Genomic DNA, 17,823 nt, shown 5'->3' with positions numbered 1-17,823 from the left:
GGATTAATCCAGTAAAGAAAGGGTGACAGGCGTCAGGTGATTGTCTTCGACCCGCACTTGCAGTTCGCCTTCGCCAAGTCTGGCTTTCAGGCGCTGACCGTTGTGGGTTTGCGTGGCGTTGCGGATTGCGTTGCCGCGTTCGTCCAGCAAAATGCTGTAGCCACGGCCAAGGGTCGCCAAAGGGCTGACCACATGCAGCGTCTGCATCTGGCTTTGCAGTTGCAGGCGACGGGATTTGAGCCCTTCGCGCATGGCGCGGGGCAGGCGTTCGGCAAGACTGTCGAGGCGCTGACGGAGCATCGCCAGTTGCCGTCCGGGATGTTGCCCGGCGAGGCGGGTTTCCAGACGGATCAACCGTTCGCGACGGGTATTGAGGCTGCGTTCGAAGGCGCGGCGCAGGCGCATGTCCAGATCATCCAGGCGTTGAGCTTGCTGGCGCAGACGTTCACCGGGATGGCGCAGGCGGCGGGACATGCCTTCCAGGCGCAGTCGATCACGCATCAAGCGGTCGCGGATACGCATCACCAGCCGTCGATGCAGGCTTTCGACCCGGCGGACCAGTTCACTGGAATCCGGCGCGAGCAGTTCGGCGGCGGCGGACGGCGTCGGGGCACGGACGTCGGCTACGAAGTCGCTGATCGATACGTCGGTTTCATGGCCGACGGCGCTGACAATCGGCGTCACGCAGGCATCCACGGCGCGGGCTACGGCTTCTTCGTTGAAGCACCAGAGGTCTTCCAGCGAGCCGCCGCCACGGGCCAGGATCAACGCATCGAAACTGCGGGCGTCCGCCAGTTTCAATGCGCGGACAATCTGCGCAGTGGCTTCGCGGCCCTGCACGGCAGTGGGGATCAACGTGAGTTGGATCTGCGGCGCACGGCGCCGGAATACGCTGATGATGTCGCGAATCACCGCGCCGGTGGGCGAGCTGATAATGCCGATGCGTTGCGGATGCGCCGGCAGCGGCACTTTTCGCTCGGCGCTGAACAAGCCTTCGGCGCTGAGTTTTTCCTTCAGTGCATCGAAGGCCAGGCGCAGCGCACCGTCACCGGCCGGCTCCACGGTATCGAGGATCAGCTGATAGTCGCCACGGCCCTCGAACAGCGAAACCTTGCCGCGGACCTTGACCGCCAGACCATCTTTCAATGCCTGACGCACTCGCGCCGCGTTCTGCCGGAACAGTGCGCAACGCACCTGGGCACCGCTGTCCTTGAGGGTGAAATACACGTGGCCGGACGCCGGACGGGCGAGGTTGGAAATTTCGCCTTCGACCCAGATGTTGCTGAACACGTCTTCGAGCAACACCCGCGCGCGACCGTTGAGCTGGCTGACAGTCAGGACTTCACGGTCCAGGCCGAGTCTTGCAAAGGGATCTTTAATCATGGGGCGCAGTTTAAAGGCATTCGACGCTGAATCTCTATCAACCAGCGAAAATCCCCTGAGTGCGCTGCTCAGTTGCAGTGCGGTGGTGCGTTTGAGCCTGTTTGCCGTCGCAGGTGTGTACGCCGAGCTACCCTTGTTGGTATTGGCGCTGTGGATCGGCCGGCGATTGACCATGAGAATGTCCCACGAGGCGTTTGTGCGGCTGGTGACTGGTTGGTGCGGGTCGAACGTTATTTGAGTACTTGACCTCTGAAGCCGGGTGCTTATGCTGCCGGGCTTCGTTAAAGCGTTGCAGCAGGCCGCATCATGAATTCGCAAAGCATCATCGTCCCGAAGATCTCCACCCTGCCGGTGCACGAACCCCGGGCCCGGGCGGTCGTGCGTTGGCTGGTGCGCAAGAACATCATTAAAGAAGAACTGACCACTTGTGGCCGCACTGGCAACCGCATGGCTCATGCCATCGCCGACGGTGCCCGCGCTGTAGTGCTGCATCCTGAAGCGCTGCCGTTCGGCGAACCGATCAATGGCCTGGAAATCATCACCAAGCGCTGCATCTATACGCCGGCCAAGGGCTTCCTTGAAGAGGCGGGTTGCGCTGAGTGTCGCAAGGAAATCGGCGAAGCGCTGTTCGAAAGCCTGGAAGACTGGATGCCGGGGCGCACCGATAACTTCACGTGTCCGGAATGCGGGCATGAAGATGACATTAATGGCTTTCTTTTTCTGCAGGAATGCGGCTTTTCCAACCTGGGCTTTATCTTCAACAACTGGGCCGAGGCCGGGTTCAAGCAGAGCTTTATCGACGAATTTGCCGATTGGCTCGATCATGCGGTCAGTTGGGTGAAAGTCGAGCTGTAGGAGGCAACAATCCCCGTATATCAGTAATGCTAATAATAGACAGAGTTTTACATTGAACCCGAGGGGGTGTCTGACTATAATGGCGCGCTTCCATTTTCCCGCTCGGGAGCCCCCGCGATGCTGCGTATCAGCCAAGAAGCTCTGACATTCGACGACATTCTCCTAGTGCCTGGTTATTCCGAGGTGCTTCCTAACGAAGTCAGTCTCAAGACCCGCCTAACCCGTGGCATCGAGCTGAATATTCCTCTGGTTTCTGCCGCCATGGACACCGTTACTGAAGCCCGTCTGGCAATTGCCATGGCTCAGGAAGGTGGCATCGGCATCATCCACAAGAACATGACCATCGAGCAGCAAGCTGCCGAAGTTCGCAAGGTCAAGCGTTACGAAGCCGGCGTGGTCAAGGACCCGATCACCATCGAGGCTGACGCCACGGTTCGTGAACTGTTCGAACTGACCCGCCTGCACAACATCTCCGGCGTTCCGGTATTGCACGATGGCGACCTGGTCGGCATCGTCACTTCCCGTGACGTGCGTTTCGAGAACCGTCTGGATGCCACCGTCCGTGAAGTGATGACGCCTAAAGAGCGTCTGGTCACGGTCAAGGAAGGCGCCGACAAGAACGACGTCCGCGAGTTGTTGCACAAACACCGTATCGAACGCGTCCTGATCGTCGACGACAAATTTGCCCTCAAAGGCATGATGACCGTCAACGACATCGAAAAAGCCAAGGCTTACCCGCTGGCCAGCAAGGACGATCAAGGTCGTCTGCGTGTAGGTGCTGCGGTCGGCACCGGTAAAGACACCGGCGATCGCGTTGCGGCACTGGTTTCCGCCGGCGTTGACGTGGTGGTGGTTGACACCGCCCACGGTCACTCCAAAGGTGTGATCGATCGCGTTCGCTGGGTTAAACAGAATTTCCCTGACGTTCAGGTCATCGGCGGCAACATTGCCACCGGCGCTGCCGCCAAGGCTCTGGCCGATGCGGGCGCCGACGCCGTCAAGGTCGGTATCGGCCCTGGCTCGATCTGCACCACCCGTATCGTCGCCGGTGTCGGCGTCCCGCAAATCAGCGCCATCGCCAACGTCGCCGCAGCCCTTGAAGGCACTGGCGTGCCGTTGATCGCCGACGGCGGCATCCGTTTCTCCGGTGACCTGTCCAAGGCCATCGTAGCCGGTGCTTCCAGCGTGATGATGGGTTCGATGTTCGCCGGTACTGAAGAAGCGCCGGGCGAGATCGAATTGTTCCAGGGTCGTTCGTACAAGGCATACCGTGGCATGGGTTCGCTGGGCGCTATGTCCCAGGCGCAAGGCTCCTCCGACCGTTACTTCCAGGACTCCTCGGCAGGCGCCGAGAAACTGGTTCCGGAAGGCATCGAAGGGCGTGTGCCGTACAAGGGCACCCTGAGCGCGATCATCCACCAACTGATGGGCGGCCTGCGTTCCTCGATGGGTTACACCGGCAGCGCCGACATCGAAGAAATGCGCACCAAGCCTGAGTTCGTGCGGATCACCGGTGCTGGCATGGCCGAATCCCACGTTCACGACGTACAGATCACCAAAGAAGCGCCAAACTACCGCGTAGGTTGAGGCTTCCAGCAAAAAGTTAAGTAACCGGGGCTGTTTGATTCAGCCCCGAGTTGTTTCTGAATTCCATAGACGAGACTGACTCCATGGCCCTCGACATTCACGCTCACCGCATCCTGATCCTCGATTTCGGTTCCCAGTACACCCAGCTGATTGCCCGCCGCGTGCGTGAAATCGGCGTGTACTGTGAACTGCATCCGTTCGACATGGACGACGAAGCGATTCGCGAATTCGCTCCCAAAGGCGTCATTCTCGCGGGCGGTCCCGAGTCTGTGCACGAAGCCAACAGCCCTCGCTGCCCGCAAGCCGTGTTTGACCTGGGCGTACCGGTCTTCGGTATCTGCTACGGCATGCAAACCATGGCTGAACAGCTGGGTGGCAAGGTCGAAGGTTCCGAGCTGCGTGAGTTCGGTTATGCCCGTGTCGACGTGGTCGGCAAGAGCCGTTTGCTCGACGGCATCGAAGACCACATCGACGCCGACGGCCTGTTCGGCCTCGACGTGTGGATGAGTCACGGTGACAAGGTCACCAAGATGCCTCAGGAATTCCACATCCTGGCCAGCACCCCAAGCTGCCCGATCGCTGGCATGTTCGACGATACTCGTGGCTATTACGGCGTGCAGTTCCACCCGGAAGTGACCCACACCAAGCAGGGCGGTCGCATCCTCTCGCGCTTTATCCTCGATATCTGCGGCTGCGAAGCCTTGTGGACGCCTTCGAAGATTGCTGAAGACGCCATTGCCAACATTCGCGCCCAGGTCGGCACTGACAACGTACTGCTCGGCCTGTCTGGCGGTGTGGACTCCTCGGTGGTTGCCGCGCTGCTGCACAAAGCCATCGGCGATCAGCTGACTTGCGTCTTCGTTGACAACGGTCTGCTGCGCCTGCACGAAGGTGAGCAAGTGATGGCCATGTTCGCTGAGAACATGGGCGTCAAGGTGATCCGCGCCAATGCCGAAGATCAGTTCCTCGACAACCTGGCTGGCGAGTCCGACCCAGAGAAGAAGCGCAAGATCATCGGCCGTACCTTTATCGACGTCTTCGATGCCCAGTCCAACAAACTGGACAACATCAAATACCTCGCCCAAGGCACCATCTACCCGGACGTGATCGAGTCGGCTGGCGCCAAAAGCGGCAAGGCTCACGTGATCAAGTCTCACCACAACGTGGGTGGCTTGCCGGAAGAGATGAACCTGAAACTGGTCGAGCCGTTGCGCGAGCTGTTCAAGGACGAAGTCCGTCGTCTGGGCCTGGAACTCGGCCTGCCGTACGACATGGTCTACCGTCACCCGTTCCCGGGCCCGGGCCTGGGCGTGCGGATTCTCGGTGAAGTGAAGAAGGAATACGCCGACCTGCTGCGTCGCGCCGACCACATTTTCATCGAAGAACTGCACAAGGCCGACTGGTACCACAAAGTTAGCCAGGCATTCGTGGTGTTCCAGCCAGTTAAGTCGGTTGGGGTTGTTGGCGATGGCCGTCGTTACGCCTGGGTCGTTGCCCTGCGTGCCGTGGAAACCATCGACTTCATGACCGCGCGTTGGGCTCACCTGCCTTACGAACTGCTGGAAACCGTCAGCGGCCGCATCATCAATGAAATCGAAGGCATCTCCCGCGTCACTTATGACGTGTCGAGCAAGCCACCAGCGACCATTGAGTGGGAATGATTGGACGTCCGGCACTGACCGGCACCATCTAGCAAGAAATGCCCTGGAGCCCGCGTAATTGCGGGTTTTTGGCTTTTTGGGTCTGGCAAATTCTGGCAGCTTTGTGCAGCGGGCTTTTGATTTTGTGAGGATACAGCTGCTTAGTCGATTTCAGGTCTGCCGTACTTGAGGATCACATAGGCTTCCTTGTCCGGATCGAATGGTAGTCGCATTGTGGGCTTTTCATCGATCCAGTCGGCGTCTGTACCCTCGATATTGATTGCCAAGAAAAGGGGCTGCATTTCCGATAGCACTGCGTTCCACTCAGAGATACAGTCCATGATCCCGGGGTGCCAGTTGTTTTCCACGGTCTGAAGTTTCTCAATGAGTGAGGAAATCATGTGCTGCCTCTGGTCACCGTCGAGGCATTCGACGGCATAACCTACTAAAGCGTAATCCAACTCACACTGAGAGATCTTAATGAGGCTGTCAGCAGTCCCGTTCAGACCGAACCTCCAACACATCCAACGCTGAAAAGCAAAATCCCACAAAGCTTTGCGCTTCTTGGCTATGGCCCTTTCCCGGAAGGCCCGGAGGCAATCCGCGACTGAAAATCGGGTCTGCTGACCAGCCCCGTGCAGGCTAATCGCATCAACGTAGGCTTGAAGGACCGTATCGTTCGCATCAGCAAGAGCGCAACCGAGAGGCGTCTGTAATTCTGGAAATCGCGAAGGAAATAAGTTGAACACGTGCATCCAGGCAGCCCAGCGCGGCTTATCTTTCGAGACGTTCTCCAAGATCTGGACCAGAGACTTCTTGGAATCATCGCTGAGTAGCTCGCGGTTAGACCTAAGCGACACAGATATGTAAGTCGTTGCGAACTGGACATGAGGGTTGGTCGACCTAGAGCCGAGGCGTAATGCTGCATTGGGGGGGAGCGATAGCACGACGCTCATGACCGGTGCGGTCTGCCGCAGACCCGAGACGGCCTGCACCAAGCGTTCTGGTGCAAATCTGTCGAGACATTGGGCAGCCTGCACAATGGCAATGCCCGGAAAAAAACCATCCTCGATAAGTCGCCAGCCTTGTGCGATTCCAATCCAGTCGCTTTTGGCATCAGCTTTTTCAAACTTTTCGACCGCCTCCAACTCCCAGATTGGAGGCGCTAAGCCCTTAGTTGTGAAGCTCATCGTCAGGCCCGTAATGACTCTCTCGAGCGAAGCGAGTAGTTCATCGTTGGGCCTGAAGTCATCTGGCACATTGCCCCAGAAATTCGCCTCCATCGTTGTGAACTTTCCGACGACGAAGAGGGCGACCAGCCGGATACGGCTCGGATCAGCGCTTACGTTCCAATCGGCGCCTTCTTGGATGATCCACCGAAGCAGGCCGGTGAGTTTGTCAAAGTCCTCACCGCTCGGAGGCTTGCCGCGTCGGAGCAATTCAACGAAGGCAAATTGAGATCGGATCGCGTCAAATAACTCGTTGCAGGCATCCCCATCAGAAATTGCATGAAACGGATCAGATTGCGCTTCGATTGCCGCAAGAAGCGAGTTGGGGGCTTCGACCGCCCCAGGTCGCGTAGCTTCCGCCATAGCCGAGAGAAGAACATCCGCAGCGTTCATGACGGCCTCCTCCATATTAGATGATCCTGTCCGCCGAGTAGCTCCCAAAGGTCGGTGAAGGCATCCACCACAAGCTGAGCATTGTCGACCTTCTGAAGGATGTGATGCGCCGTACCCACGGAGTTTACCGAGGTGCCGAGCGACCAAGCCATTGCCCCATCTGGGCCGGATGGGAAGATAAGGAACCTATCGTGGAAGTCCCATCCCGCCGCGCCCTTCTGTACTCGAAGTTCGAGTTTCAGGCCCCGCCAGTTGCTTTGACATTCATCAAGTGTTTGTCGAATTTTGTCGCTGGGGCCGGCTTTGGACGTCGTCAGGCCGCGAAGGTCCACACCTTGATAGGGGCAGTAAAATAGTGTTTCGAGTAGGTCCTGGGCTGACAGATATGGATCCCATAGCCAGGCGCCTTTTTCGCCGTAGGCAACGATCAGCGCACGCAAGTCATCCAATGCCTTGCGGCGGCCTGCATTTCCATCACCTCTGGTTGGACGATACTGAACAAAGCGGCGCTCGGCAGCGAGCTTATTGGCTTGCTCGGTGTACATCCGTTTCGCTGTCCATCCCCCGTTGTCGTCCGGCTGCGGATCACCGACGAGGCTATGAGTAGAGAACGAAGTCATACCTACTCGTCGAAGGTCACTACTACCATCCGGGTTTTTGACCGAGAAGATGCGTGGCTCCGGATCGAGTGAGCGCATGTTGAATGAGATGGTTGAGATAAAAGAACCCGGTCCGGAGGCGACGAGGAGCGTGCTGTCTTGCTCTGCCCAGATGAAGCCCCGATGCAGTCCTCGGCCAGCACGCATCGGGAGGGGAGTGATCCTTTCCTGTAGCCTCGCTGAAGCAAAGCCAGTCAGGATGTCGTCGTGTTCCAATTCGCAGGCAGCGATCAACGGACGTGGAGTGGCTTTAGGATGCCAAGCGTGTTCGATCTGAAAATTCCCGTCTTGAAGCTGCTGGAATTTCGCCATTAGCACGGTGACCGGAAGTTGGACAGTCAAGTTGCCGAGCCGGTCTGACATTGTGGCTAGTTGAAGTGGGATGTGCTTTTCGACCCGCACCGATAGCTCTTGTAACCGACGAGGATCCGCGAAGAATGGCGTCAGCGCTTCTTTACCATGATCGGCCCATTCAAGCAGGTGCGAACCGGTCCAGAAATTGTTTTTGAGGAGTTTGTTCCATGGAACCGGCGCACCATTGTCCGGCGGCACAAACTGTGCGGGCATTGGCAAAAGCTCGCCAATTTCGAGTTCAGCGCCCGAAAGTTTCCATCCTTCTCCAGCCTCCAAAGCCGTGAGAGCCGGGATGAGCGTTTCGATCGGTACCGTGTAACGGCGGAGGCCAAAACTCCAGCCAGTGAGCGATTTGATTCGAATAGGTTTCGGCGTCAGGAAGTAGGCAGCCGCTGGCTCGAGATCAGGTTGTTCCTCGGCAATCAAGAGCGTGAAGATATTGATCATGCCTGCATTATCGGGCCGACTGGCGAACAGCTCAGTACATTCGACATGGGTATAAAACCCCAGCGTACCGGGCGTGAGAAGCTGGGTCAGCTCCGGCAACGGGGAGCGAGGCTCGGGTGGCTCATATCGGTTCATGAAGGTAGCTGCCGGAGGCTAAAATTCTCATTATGTCCAATTTGAGTACCAGGCGCCTCGCTTGATGCTGAGCAGGCTTTTGGCTGCGTTACGTGCTCAAGACAGAATCTATGAAGTCAGGTTTTCCTAACATGGTATTACTTATGGAATTGATCTTAAAATTTTATGTTTCTAACTGATATATATGGATATTTATTTGTTAATGATAATAGAGTGGGAATAATCCCGCGCTCGCCTTGATGGCTTGATCGCAGGTAACAGAAAAGGCCGTGTGAACACTGTTCACACGGCCTTTTTGCGTTTTAGACGCCGGGTAGTCGGACGGGGGTCATGCCCATTCTGTGCAGCGCTGAACTCAAGGCGTCTGGGGTTTGAAAGCGTCGGCCATTGATCTGCCAGGCATCCCGTTCGACGTAGTACCCATCGGCATCCTGCTTGATGGGCGTTCGAACGAGTTTGCCTCGGGTGATGATGCCGTTACTGGTGATGACTCTGTTGGTGAGGGTTCTGCTGCGGTGAACCAGAAAGGGTTCACCGGTACTGGTGCTGAGGGTGTACGTGCCTGGCCTGGGCAGGCCATCTTCCAGCCTTTGCGCCAGGATCACGCTTTTGGGCGTTGGGATTTGCAGCAACAAGTCATTTTTGGCAAAACCGGCCGCTTGCCCCGGGCGCGGCTGGTCGGCCACCCCCGGGTCGAACTTGATACCGCCGAGCTCATCCGGGCCCACGCTTTCAATCCGCAGCCCGATGCTGCCTTCAAGTTCGCTGACACCCGCCACGCCGGCATAGGTATTGGTGTGGCTGTTCCCGACCAATGCCACCCATCGATGCGCGCCTCTGGCTGTCTGGTCGGCGCCGATGACTTGGCGGGCGAAAAAATTCATCATTTTTTGCCGAAAATTAATATCTGCCCCCTGAATGCCTATGCTGCGGTAACTGGCCAGACAGTCGATGGCCTGAACGCGGATATGTTGTGTTTGCGCCGTCCTGACCACTTGCTCAAAAGTGAATTGTTCGCTGGGGTCAGTCGAAAAACCTGCGTCAAGGTCCTTGAGATAGCTTTCCAGATCCTCGGACATCACTCCAGTCCTGTTGAACGCGTCCAGGTCAGCCTGATGGAAATCGGTCAGCAGATGCTCCATGTACAGGGTTTTGACTTTTTGTTTGCGCAGCACGCTCATATTCTCGATCAGAAACTGTTTGCTGCCCACGCTGGAGTGACTTTCACCGATGACCAGACTCTGTGACCGCTTGAAAAGGGTCTTGATGATGTCCTTGAACTTTGCATTCGGGATGAAGGATGGAATGGCCGGCCTGGGTGGCAGTTGCAGTTGCGAATAGAAGGTCACGGCGTCCTCGTGCAGCGTTCGGCGCAGTCTCTTGAAGGCATCCAGTTCATCGTCCGGATTGTTGGGGTTCACAAAGCCGTCCTTCAAATCCCCCTTCGAGGCCGTACCCTTGGCCGCCTGTTCGAGGGCTGGCTTGATCTCCTGCGGAACATCGTATGCCGTCGCCGGGGCATCGAAATCCGGGAGTGGCGGCTCGGCCCTGGTAAACAGATCGGAAAACCTGCCTCCTCCTGTCAGCCTGGGACGCGTGAGGGCCGTCCATTCACCCAGTTCATTCAGGCGCACCGGTATGTTGCGAAAAAAGGAGTAGGGATTGACCGGGTCGATGATTGCCCAGGACTGGAGTTCATTGCTGTAACGCACCTGAAAAAAACGGTCGTCGATAGCCATGTAGTGACCGCCGGTTGCGGGTTGATAAATGCCCTGAAATTTACCTTCATCACTCACCGGGAAGTCGCCGTCGAGAATCTCATTGGTTTCAAAGGGCGCCAGTATGTCCATATCGGAGGGGCCGGTAGCGTCGACGGAGAGGGAGGGCATCGCGGGTGTTTCTGTTTCTGTCTTGGACGCTTCTCCCCAGGCAAGCGCCTCTTCTGTCTCGGCGGCCTCTGCCAGTTCAGCTGCGCCGCGCAGAAATGGCAAATTAAACAGCACCTCCACACTGCCAAAAATGGCTGCTTTGACAGCCGCTTTGCGTTCCATTGGAGTCGTGCCGTTGATGGCCTGGTCGATGTGAAGCCCGACATTGGCAATGCCAGCGCCGATGACGACAAGCGCTGCCGGCCATGCAAGGGTGGCCATTGGCCCGAAGGTGTGGTTGAAGGCATTGAGATAGCCTATCCACAGCTTTTTCCTGATCTCGCCATTGGAATGCAGCAGGAAATCGGCGTCGCTGAGCATGCGCTCATGGGTCGATTGGTTCAGGTGGGTGAACGCATCACCGGAAATCTTTTCGCCTCGGTAGTGCAACAGATGATAGTCGGCGACGTTATGTTCGCTGGGCAAAACGTCATACGCATGGGTGAGTCCGACATTATCAATTGGCGTTTCTTCAAGCGTGTGGATGATCAGGCCGATGCCGGTAAAGTTGGCGAGCTTGTGTCCCAGTGAGGCTGGCCTTTCCTGAAGAATGTCGCGCTCCTTCTGCTTGAAGTGCATCAGCATGCGTTCACGGCCTTCGGCATCCTTGACCTCATCGACCAGCCATTGGTGCAACTCCTCGACATTGTTAAAGCAGTAAAATCCCCTGGGTTGGCCCGGAATGTAAAGAATGTTCAGGTCACTGTCGTCGGTAATGCTCAGGATGTCGGTCGACTCGAAGTGGTCAATGCAAAACTTGCGAATCGATAAGCCGCTGCCCGCTGACGCCTCGTCCAGTAGCATTTGCCAGGTGAGCGGCCTGCTTACATTACCGACGACCGCCCTGAGCACCGTGGTGAAGCGTGCTCGGGTCAAATGGCCTTTCTCGTAGTCTTCAATGGCTTTGGCAATGAACGTGCACTTGGCCAGCGCACGGAAGTTGTCGCTGTGCTTTTCCCAGAACGTTGCGATGGCCGTTTTGTAACGGTCAGCGAAATTGATATCCCAGAAGGCTTTCAGCGCATCCTTGGTGTGCAGGCGAATTTCGTTGGTTTCGTCGTAGTTTCCGGCATTGCCATCGGCGCGATAGAAGCCGCTGTCGGCGTCCAGAAGGTCAGCGTTATCCTGGTCGTGCACACTGAAACGCTGTATCACCAGTTGCGGGAAGGTCACCGACTCCCTGGGTTTTTCAAACACGTGTTGCCAACCGGTAAAGGTCTTCGAACTGCTTTGCGCGGCGCGGAATCGGTGCCAGTAGACCTTGTCGGGCTCGATGTCGGTGATGTTGTGCTGGAGCAGAATATCTTTGGCGACCTGATACGCCATGGCGTACATGTCGGGGCAGTCGGCGACCAAGCCGGGGATCAGGGCGTGGAGCGCCAATACGTCGGTGGCGTCGGGCACGAATGTGTCGTTGGAGTCGTCCATGATTCTCTCTTTGAAAGCGGGTGGAAGGTCGCTCACTATCTCAAGAGAGGTCAGCTCTATCTGTAGGCCGTGGGGACGGTAGCCATGGCTGTTTGCGCTGGCGTTGAGTAGGACATCGAGCTTTGTCAGGTAGTCCCCGCCCTGCGGCCCATGGTCGCGCTGCTCTTACTGTTTCGCAGTTGCAGGTGTATCGTATTCGCCTTTTGCGGGCTCAGGCCTGCCGCTTTCAAGTGAGGTAGTTGCGTTCATGTCCTTTACCCGTCGCCAAATACTCGGTGGCCTGACCGGTCTTGTTGTCGTTGGTGTCGGAGCGGGGGGCGCGTCGCGTTACTGGTTGGGCAAGATGGCCGACGCCGACGCGGGTCATGACTATGAGCTGATCGCCGCACCACTGGACGTCGAACTGGTGGCCGGGCACAAGACCCAAGCCTGGGCCTTCGGCCCGTCGGCGCCGGGTACCGAGTTGCGGGTGCGTCAGGGCGAATGGCTGCGGGTACGTTTCATCAACCACCTGCCGGTGGCGACCACCATTCACTGGCACGGCATTCGTCTGCCGCTGGAAATGGACGGCGTGCCCTACGTCTCGCAGCTTCCGGTGCTGCCGGGCGAATACTTCGACTACAAATTCCGCGTGCCCGACGCCGGCAGCTACTGGTATCACCCACATGTGAACAGCAGCGAAGAACTTGGTCGCGGGCTGGTCGGCGCGTTGATTGTCGAAGAGCGCGAACCTACCGGTTTCAAGTACGAGAAGACGTTGAGCCTCAAGAACTGGCACATCGATGAAGAGGGCGGTTTTGTCGCGTTCAGTATTCCTCGCGAAGCGGCCCGTGGTGGCACGGCGGGGCGTCTGTCGACCATCAACGGTGTCTCGCAAGCGGTGATCGAGTTGCCCGCCGGGCAGATCACCCGGGTGCGCCTGCTCAATCTCGATAACACCCTGACCTACCGACTCAACATTCCTGGCGTCGAAGCGCAGATCTATGCGCTGGACGGCAACCCCATCGAACCGCGCCCGTTGGGCAAGGAATACTGGCTCGGCCCGGGCATGCGTATTTGCCTGGCGATCAAGGCACCGCCGGCCGGTGAAGAGCTGTCCCTGCGCAACGGCCCGGTTCGCCTTGGCATGTTCCGTTCGGTGGCGAACGCCGATGCACCGACCGAGTGGCCACCCGCACTGCCCGCCAACCCGGTGGCCGAGCCGGACCTGGCCAATGCCGAGAAACTCAACTTCAATTTCGAATGGGTAGGTTCGGTGTCGGTGAACGTCGACAACGGCAAACCGCCGAGCCTGTGGCAGATCAACGGCAAGGCTTGGGACATCACCGACAAGACTTGCGCTGACCGCCCGATTGCCAAGCTCGAGAAGGGCAAGAGCTACATTTTCGAATTGAAGAACATGACTCAGTATCAACACCCGATTCACCTGCACGGGATGAGCTTCAAGGTCATCGCCTCGAACCGGCACAAGGTCATCCCATACTTCACTGACACCTACTTGCTGGGCAAAAACGAACGCGCGCAAGTCGCGCTGGTGGCGGATAACCCAGGGATCTGGATGTTCCACTGCCACGTGATTGATCACATGGAAACCGGCCTGATGGCCGCCATCGAGGTGGCGTAATGCGTCAGATACGTCCCGCAGTGATTATCGACCGCAGTCGTGATCGTGACTTCATGCGCGAAGCCCTGGCCTTGGCCGCTCAAGGCGCGGCCCTGGGTGAGGTGCCGGTGGGCGCGGTGGTAGTGCAGGACGGTGAAATCATCGGCCGGGGTTTCAATTGCCCGATCAGCGGCAATGACCCGAGCGCCCATGCCGAAATGGTCGCAATCCGCGCAGCGGCGTTGGCAGCCAGCAACTATCGTCTGCCGGGTAGCACGCTGTACGTGACACTTGAGCCATGCAGCATGTGCGCCGGGCTGATCGTGCATTCGCGGATTGCCCGGGTGGTGTACGGCGCGCTGGAACCTAAGGCCGGGATTGTGCAGAGTCAGGGGCAGTTTTTTACCCAGGGATTTTTGAATCACCGGGTGCTCTATGAAGGCGGGGTGTTGGCGGAGGAGTGCAGTGCGGTGTTGAGTGAGTTCTTCAAGGCCCGCAGAGCCAGTAGAGAGTGATCGTTCCCACGCTGTGGGAACGATCATGGGGCGGGTGTTTACTTGCGAGCGACGATCACGGCGCGCATCGGCGCTGGCAGCCCTTCAACTGTCTTGCTGTGATCTTGGGGGTCAAGGAAATCGCTCAGCGACTGAAACTTCATCCACTCCGTCCCGCGCTGTTCCTCGACCGTCGTCACGCTCACGTCCACACAGCGAACATCCGTGAACCCGGCCCGGCGCAGCCACAGCTCCAGCGCTGGTACTGACGGCAGGAACCACACGTTACGCATCTGCGCGTAACGGTCTTCCGGCACCAGTACTTGCTGCTGATCGCCCTCGATCACCAGCGTCTCCAGCACCAATTCGCCGCCCTTGACCAGGCAATCCTTCAGCGCCAGCAAATGCTCGATCGGTGAACGACGGTGATAAAACACGCCCATGGAAAACACGGTGTCGAAGCCTTCCATGTTCGGTGGCAGGTCTTCGAACGGGAACGGCAGGTGCCAGGCATTGGGCTCGGACAGATAACGCTGTACTGCCTGGAATTGACAGAAAAACAGCCAGTTTGGGTCAACGCCGATCACGCTGTCGGCCCCGGCACCGAGCATGCGCCACATGTAGTAGCCGTTGCCGCAGCCGACATCGAGGATGCGTTTACCCTTCAGATCCAAATGTGGTGCAACCCGTGACCACTTCCAGTCCGAACGCCATTCAGTATCGACGTGCACACCAAACAAATCGAACGGCCCTTTGCGCCACGGTGACAGTCCCATCAGCGCGGTGCGCATTTGCGCACGGGTTTCGTCATCGCAATCGGTGTCCAGCGTCAGGCCGTTAAGCAGATCGACTTCGCTCGGCTGAATCTTCGGCAAAGCGTCCAGCGCACTCTGCCAGCGCTTCAGGTCGCCATGACCTTTTTCCATTTTCTTGTCGAGTTGCGCTTGCAGGGTGTTGGCCCAGTCGGCCAGCGGGGAGCCAGCCAGGCGACGGGCGAGGGGAGAGAGATCAATCATGGCAAGGCAATCAACGAGGCAAAGTTAAGACACTGGAACCACGGCACGACTTTGGAGAACCCGGCGGCCAGCAGGCGCTCGCGGTGTTCTTCGAGGCTGTCGGGCTTCATGACGTTTTCGATGGCGCTGCGTTTTTGGGCGATTTCCAGTTCGCTGTAGCCATTGGCGCGCTTGAACGCGACATGCAAGTCAGTGAGCAGCGCATGTTCTTCGAGGTCGTTGAAGCGCAGCTTCTCCGACAGAATCAGCGCGCCACCGGGCAGCAGCGATTGGCGGATACGCGAGAGCAACGCCGTGCGCTGTTGCGGGGCGATGAATTGCAGGGTGAAGTTCAGCGCCACCACCGAGGCTGGCTGGAATTGGAGGGCCAGGATGTCGCCCTCGATCACGTCGACCGGCAGCAGCTCCTGGAACATCGAGTCCTGGCCATTGAGGTACTCGCGGCAGCGCTCAACCATCGCCGCCGAGTTATCCACAGCGATGACGCGGCAGCCGTCGGTGCGTACATGTCGGCGCAAGGCCTGGGTCACGGCACCGAGGGACGAACCCAGGTCATAGAGCACGCTGTTTGGCTGGGCGAACTGCGCGGCAAGTACGCCGAGGTTTTCAACGATGGTTGGATAGCCCGGCACCGAGCGCTTGATCATGTCCGGGAACACCCGCACCACGTCCTCGTTAAAGGCGAAGTCGGGCACCTGGGCCAAAGGTTGGGCGAAAAGGCGATCGGGTTCTTTGCTCACGGCGGTTCCGGCGGCAGAGGTGGAAAAGGCCGGCATTTTAGCCAAATTGACGAGGGGATGCGCGGGTTGTCTGATAAAGCGTGAGAGATGCCCGGCGGGGGATTCTGACCAGTGAAGGTCAGGGCGCAGTATGTAGAGAGGTAACGCTAAACAAAAAATGATTGGCCACGTCCCAAAACAGAGACGTGGCCATTCATTATTTTGATGTGATTACTTCGGTTTCATTATCACGATATAGGTAGATTTACCCGCGATGTTGAGCTCTTCATTCTGATAGGTTACCCCTTTGAAATCAAAGCTGATTTGATAATGCAGTTTCTCAGCACTGCTTTCGATCGTTTCTACCGTGAAAGAGCCGATCGTGGGGTGATATACAAAAGAGGTGGTAAAGCCGGGGATGGTGCCCGTTTCAAAGTAATAGGAACTTTCGAAGGGAAAGTTTTGATCGGTGACTGAATAGGCGCCGGATTTGATATTTTTATCGAATATCAGCACCAAACCTTTTTTGCTTCTATGCGAGTAGTCTTGTGTATTCGCGCGAGTGACCAGCGCAATTAGATTGCTATTGGTATCGGCTTCAAACTCCACAATTTGGCTGTCAAGCTTCACACGATTGGACACCGTGGCTAGCGTTTCCGCGCTAACGGTAATAATCGAATCTGCAGCAGCAATCGTGTTTTTACTTTTAAAAAAACTCATCATATTCTTCCTTGCGAACAGGTGTGGTTGGGTGACGCCACTGAAAGAATAAGTTTGCAGAAAGAACGGGGCTACTGTCAGACCTGACAGGCTTTTATCACGGTTTGCGATAGATGATCATTTTTTAGTTATTAGGAATGCCTGATGATTCGGGTTTATCTATTGTGCATTTTCTTGGGAAAGGCCGACGCCGCAATCCCCCATTGCCCCAACCAATAGCTGAGGATGATTACGTAAGGCGCGGCATGAAACGGCGCGACGAATCGATTGATGCCAATCACGCTGTCCGAAAATACAAACGCCACCGCGCCTGCGGCCGCTAGCAGCGCCGAGCGTTTGGGCACGTCAGTGCCGAGTCGAGCCAGCGCCCGCCAGAGCATGGCGCTGATGGCCAGGCCGTAGACGATCACCGGGATCAGCAGTGGACCCAGTCCATTGGAAATTAATATCCCCAACAACACCGCGCCGACGCCCAAAGCGATGATCAGCGGTAACAACGCCACCCGCCGGCAATCGCTCAAATAGGCCTTCAGATACGCCAAGTGGGCAACCAAAAACGCCGCCAGCCCAAACACAAACAAATCCCCCGGCCACGCCAGCAGCACATCGCCGAGCAGGGAAAAAATCAATCCAAGGCTGATCCAGCGCCGATATTCGCTGGGCGGTGCGTCATGCAACCAACCGAGCAGGGCCAATACCGGTAGCGGTTTGACCAGCAGACAGAGCAACGCCGCATGCACACTGACGCCGTAGAGGAACGTCACCGCGCCCATCAGCGCCAGAATCAGCCAGCCCATGGTCAGTTAACCGAGATCGCGCAGTCGAAGGTGTCCACCGGCAGCACTTCCGGCGCCCAAGGTTGTTGCGATGTCAGGCGCAGGCGCCCGGTGCCGGCGGCAAACGCCTGAAAGCGCCAGGTCGAGAGGCCGGCACTGCCGATGATCCCCGCGTCTTCCGGGTTGCTGTAGACCTCTGGGCTGAGCGCGCGCAATACGCCACCGGCTGAATCCTGGATGGCCCAGCGGTAACCCGTGGTCGGGTTGCTTGGCAAGGTCAGGATAAGGTTTTGCCCGCTTTGCAGTTTTACCGGGCATTCGCTTTGTTTTTCCACGGTCACGTTCTGTTTCGGTTGCGTGGCGCACGCGGCCAGCAAGGAGAGGGCGAGGGGGACAAACAGGCGGGTGGGGGACATAAGGTCAGCGGCTCCGGCATTCACGACGAACGGCGAGCATA

At 57.6% G+C, this 17,823-nt stretch carries 14 protein-coding genes and 1 pseudogene; 6 read left to right on the top strand and 9 right to left on the bottom strand.

All coding sequences use genetic code 11. From position 1 onward, the window contains the following. Positions 1 to 3: 3 nt before the first annotated feature. Positions 4 to 1,383 carry an exodeoxyribonuclease VII large subunit gene (xseA, locus tag ACXPVS_RS00995; protein WP_458508249.1) on the bottom strand — a complete coding sequence of 460 codons (1,380 nt, stop codon included), beginning with the start codon at positions 1,381 to 1,383 and terminating at the stop codon, positions 4 to 6. A gap of 58 nt (positions 1,384 to 1,441) precedes the next feature. Between xseA and ACXPVS_RS00990 the strand changes: the two are divergent. The 4 genes and pseudogenes from ACXPVS_RS00990 to guaA all read left to right on the top strand — a co-directional run. Beyond that, positions 1,442 to 1,629 (top strand): annotated as a pseudogene (locus ACXPVS_RS00990) (sulfite exporter TauE/SafE family protein); the annotation flags it as partial. 60 nt (positions 1,630 to 1,689) lie between these two features. Further along, complete coding sequence (locus ACXPVS_RS00985; protein WP_458508248.1) at positions 1,690 to 2,238, top strand: sugar ABC transporter ATPase; 549 nt, start codon at positions 1,690 to 1,692, stop codon at positions 2,236 to 2,238. Positions 2,239 to 2,355: 117 nt separating this feature from the next. Continuing rightward, positions 2,356 to 3,825: an IMP dehydrogenase gene (gene guaB, locus ACXPVS_RS00980; RefSeq protein WP_458508247.1), complete on the top strand. Its 1,470-nt coding sequence runs from the start codon at positions 2,356 to 2,358 to the stop codon at positions 3,823 to 3,825. Between the two features lie 83 nt (positions 3,826 to 3,908). Further along, entirely contained in the window at positions 3,909 to 5,486 is a 1,578-nt protein-coding gene (gene guaA / locus ACXPVS_RS00975; protein WP_458508246.1) for a glutamine-hydrolyzing GMP synthase, read from the top strand. Between the two features lie 140 nt (positions 5,487 to 5,626). Here the strand turns inward: guaA and ACXPVS_RS00970 are convergent, their stop codons facing one another. From ACXPVS_RS00970 to ACXPVS_RS00960, 3 genes are all read right to left on the bottom strand, one after another. Next, positions 5,627 to 7,087, bottom strand: coding sequence for a hypothetical protein (locus ACXPVS_RS00970; protein WP_458508245.1), 1,461 nt, complete (start codon positions 7,085 to 7,087; stop codon positions 5,627 to 5,629). Next, on the bottom strand, positions 7,084 to 8,682 hold the full coding sequence (locus ACXPVS_RS00965; protein ID WP_458508244.1) for a VPA1262 family N-terminal domain-containing protein: 1,599 nt from the start codon (positions 8,680 to 8,682) through the stop codon (positions 7,084 to 7,086). The genes ACXPVS_RS00970 and ACXPVS_RS00965 overlap by 4 nt, the downstream gene beginning before the upstream one ends. Before the next feature lie 302 nt (positions 8,683 to 8,984). Further along, on the bottom strand, positions 8,985 to 12,038 hold the full coding sequence (locus tag ACXPVS_RS00960) for a membrane-targeted effector domain-containing toxin (protein ID WP_458508243.1): 3,054 nt from the start codon (positions 12,036 to 12,038) through the stop codon (positions 8,985 to 8,987). 247 nt (positions 12,039 to 12,285) lie between these two features. On the opposite strand from ACXPVS_RS00960, the gene ACXPVS_RS00955 reads away from it, so the two are divergent. Both ACXPVS_RS00955 and tadA read left to right on the top strand, forming a co-directional pair. Next, entirely contained in the window at positions 12,286 to 13,662 is a 1,377-nt protein-coding gene (locus tag ACXPVS_RS00955) for a multicopper oxidase family protein (protein ID WP_458508242.1), read from the top strand. After that, positions 13,662 to 14,156 (top strand): tRNA adenosine(34) deaminase TadA, encoded by a 495-nt coding sequence (gene tadA / locus ACXPVS_RS00950; protein WP_458508241.1) that lies wholly within the window; start codon positions 13,662 to 13,664, stop codon positions 14,154 to 14,156. The genes ACXPVS_RS00955 and tadA overlap by 1 nt, the downstream gene beginning before the upstream one ends. 38 nt (positions 14,157 to 14,194) lie before the next feature. On the opposite strand, the gene cmoB is transcribed toward tadA, so the two are convergent. The 5 genes from cmoB to ACXPVS_RS00925 all read right to left on the bottom strand — a co-directional run bounded on the left by cmoB (position 14,195) and on the right by ACXPVS_RS00925 (position 17,782). Then, positions 14,195 to 15,151 (bottom strand): tRNA 5-methoxyuridine(34)/uridine 5-oxyacetic acid(34) synthase CmoB, encoded by a 957-nt coding sequence (gene cmoB / locus ACXPVS_RS00945; RefSeq protein ID WP_458508240.1) that lies wholly within the window; start codon positions 15,149 to 15,151, stop codon positions 14,195 to 14,197. After that, on the bottom strand, positions 15,148 to 15,927 hold the full coding sequence (gene cmoA, locus ACXPVS_RS00940) for a carboxy-S-adenosyl-L-methionine synthase CmoA (protein ID WP_458508239.1): 780 nt from the start codon (positions 15,925 to 15,927) through the stop codon (positions 15,148 to 15,150). The genes cmoB and cmoA overlap by 4 nt, the downstream gene beginning before the upstream one ends. A 174-nt stretch (positions 15,928 to 16,101) precedes the next feature. Next, positions 16,102 to 16,590 carry a hypothetical protein gene (locus ACXPVS_RS00935; protein ID WP_458508238.1) on the bottom strand — a complete coding sequence of 163 codons (489 nt, stop codon included), beginning with the start codon at positions 16,588 to 16,590 and terminating at the stop codon, positions 16,102 to 16,104. 155 nt (positions 16,591 to 16,745) lie between these two features. Then, positions 16,746 to 17,387, bottom strand: a complete 642-nt coding sequence (locus tag ACXPVS_RS00930) for a lysoplasmalogenase (RefSeq protein ID WP_458508237.1) — start codon at positions 17,385 to 17,387, stop codon at positions 16,746 to 16,748. 2 nt (positions 17,388 to 17,389) lie between these two features. Then, positions 17,390 to 17,782 carry a protease inhibitor I42 family protein gene (locus tag ACXPVS_RS00925; protein ID WP_458508236.1) on the bottom strand — a complete coding sequence of 131 codons (393 nt, stop codon included), beginning with the start codon at positions 17,780 to 17,782 and terminating at the stop codon, positions 17,390 to 17,392. Positions 17,783 to 17,823: the final 41 nt, after the last annotated feature.

Source organism: Pseudomonas sp. Ma2-10 (assembly GCF_054330215.1).
Note: the sequence above shows the minus strand (reverse complement) of the source record. Positions and strands in the feature narration are given on the sequence as shown.